We start from the raw sequence: 2,353 nt of genomic DNA on the forward strand, positions 1-2,353 counted from the left end.
AGGGGGTTTATGTCGTTTTTTTAATTGATGTATATATAGTTCGTTCTCCCTTGGTTAAATTAGAAAAGATACAACTATATCATTCATCTTGTGAATCAGAAAGGAACATATTATATGCGTAAACAGATCATTACATTTCTACTATTTATTTTAGTACCTATCCTCATTTTCCCTGTTCAAGCAAGCGCTCATACGAATAAAGTTGCCATTATAATTGATGATTTCGGAAACAATATGAAGGGAACTGAAAAAATGTTATCCCTTCCTATACCACTTACAATTGCTGTTATGCCGTTCCTGCCATCTACTAAACAAGACGCAATAGCTGCACACAAAAAAGGCCATGAAGTTATCATTCACATGCCTATGGAACCAATTAAGGGAAAAAAGGAATGGCTCGGTCCGAAGGCAATTACAACTGATTTAAGTGATGATGAAATTAAAAATCGAATTGAACAGGCCATTCAGGAAGTACCGCATGCAATTGGTATGAACAATCACATGGGATCGAAAGTAACAGCCGACGAAAGAATTATGCGAATCATACTGTCTGTCTGTAAAAAGCATGGTCTATTTTATTTAGATAGTAAAACAAATCCAAAAAGCGTAGTACCAAAAATCGGAAAAGAATTAGGTGTTCCTATTGTAGAAAACCAATTATTCTTTGATGACGTCTATACATCATCCCACATTACAAAACAGGCACAGTTACTTCTACAAAAAATTAAAGAAAAGCCTGTTGTAGTAGCTATTGGTCATGTTGGCCCTCCTGGAGAGATCACTTCTCGCGTCATTGAATCGTCTATCCCGAGAGTACGTGAACATGCAGACTTTATTTTTCTATCTGATCTTGCCCTGTCACCACCTCCCGTCTCTAAACAAAAATAGAGAGCAGCCACATGGCTGCTCTCTATTTTCTAAATATAGTCTACATGACTCACCCGAAATCCTTTTCTCTCTATTTTTGCAATTAATTGCTTTAATGCTTTTTCATTTAGGTCATCTGTTATATTTACAATAACACGACGAATATATTGATCACCATTATCTAATGTCAATAATCCACCAATATGATACGATTTTAAAAGTGTACCAAGTTCTTTAATCGTTCCCTTACAATCTTGTGTTGCAATAGTTAATATATATCCTCCGGTTCGCATGCCAAATGAATCTTCAATAACATCAAATATGTTAGAATGCGTTAAAATACCAACAAACTCATTGTATTCATTCAAAACAGCTAGAAACGGAAGACATCTAATTACATAAAAAGCTCGAAAAAAAGAATCTTTTTCAAAAATAAATGCAGATTGATCTTCCCATATATCTTTCACACGTATATCTTCTAATCCACCATTACATTTCTGTTCTAAAATATCCACTTTATAAATAATCCCTTTAAATTGCTTTTCATCTTCTGCTAATACAGGAATTGCTCTATATCCCTTTTCATTCATGAGCTTTAACGCCTGTTCCCCCGAATCATCACTTTTACAAAAAATTACCTGTTGTTTCGGCAGAAAATGATATTTAACTCGCAAAATACGTTCCTCCCCACATGACGACATGTAATCTATATATAATAAGGAGACCCATATTTTATGAGTGAAATTATTATTAAAACGCTTTCATTTGGTGATTCATAAATAGTGTATATTTTTTACATAACCGAACTCTTTGCTCCTTTAATCATCAATAATTTCACATGATAATTCATTAAATACTCTAGACCTTCTAACCATTTTTTCGTCTCCTCTGGTGTTTTCCCCCAGACAATCATTCCATGATTATAAACAAGCACTGCGCCCCCACCTTCAGTAAAATTTGGAACGTTACTCTCTAATAAATCGGCAAACTTCTGTTCATTTTCTACAATTGGGATTGTAATCCCTTCTATGCCTTCTTTTCCAAAAACACGCCCTACACTACTTTTTTCAAACGTAACTTCTCCTTCTTCTCCATATAACTCTAACAGTAAGTGACTATCTACTGTCTGAACTTGTAAAATGCAGTCTGCACTACTTTTTTTGTAAATATCTGCATGCATAAACGATTCAATAGCTGGCTTTTCATCATTTGCAAATACAGGCTCACACATGCTATTTACTACAATAAAATCTTCTTCAGCAAATAACCCTTTGTCCCTTCCCTCTATATTTACTAAAAACGTTAATGGTTCTTTCGATGTACACATAGATAAACTAATTTTTGTACCATAAAACCAATCACGAAGTGCCAATTCCATTTTTATATCTCTTAATTCTTTCCACTTCTTTAGAAAAAATAACATTTCGTCACCCCCGTAATAATATCGATATAATAAACGAATCATTTCTATGTAAAAGGATTTATT

Annotated in this window: 3 protein-coding genes; 1 reads left to right on the forward strand and 2 read right to left on the reverse strand. The window is 33.9% G+C overall.

Going from position 1 to position 2,353, the window contains the following annotated elements:
* Positions 1-114 precede the first annotated feature (114 nt).
* Positions 115-888 (forward strand): divergent polysaccharide deacetylase family protein, encoded by a 774-nt coding sequence (locus tag V7183_RS20840; RefSeq protein WP_335360691.1) that lies wholly within the window; start codon positions 115-117, stop codon positions 886-888.
* Positions 889-917: 29 nt separating this feature from the next.
* Here V7183_RS20840 and cbpA read toward each other — a convergent pair whose 3' ends face one another.
* Together cbpA and V7183_RS20850 are read right to left on the reverse strand one after the other, a co-directional pair.
* Positions 918-1,541, reverse strand: a complete 624-nt coding sequence (gene cbpA, locus V7183_RS20845) for a cyclic di-AMP binding protein CbpA (RefSeq protein ID WP_335360692.1) — start codon at positions 1,539-1,541, stop codon at positions 918-920.
* A gap of 119 nt (positions 1,542-1,660) precedes the next feature.
* The gene (locus tag V7183_RS20850; RefSeq protein ID WP_097896116.1) at positions 1,661-2,290 is read right to left on the reverse strand and encodes a class II aldolase/adducin family protein; all 630 of its coding nucleotides are present in this window, start codon (positions 2,288-2,290) and stop codon (positions 1,661-1,663) included.
* Positions 2,291-2,353: the final 63 nt, after the last annotated feature.

Origin of the sequence: Bacillus sp. JJ1127, assembly GCF_036965845.1 — a bacterium.
Classification (GTDB): Bacteria; Bacillota; Bacilli; order Bacillales; family Bacillaceae_G; genus Bacillus_A.

What these genes read in the sequence shown, in the direction of transcription:
- V7183_RS20840 (WP_335360691.1), top strand. Translation starts at nt 115, where the DNA reads ATGCGTAAACAGATCATTACATTTCTACTATTTATTTTAGTACCTATC.
- V7183_RS20850 (WP_097896116.1), bottom strand. Translation starts at nt 2,290, where the DNA reads ATGTTATTTTTTCTAAAGAAGTGGAAAGAATTAAGAGATATAAAAATG.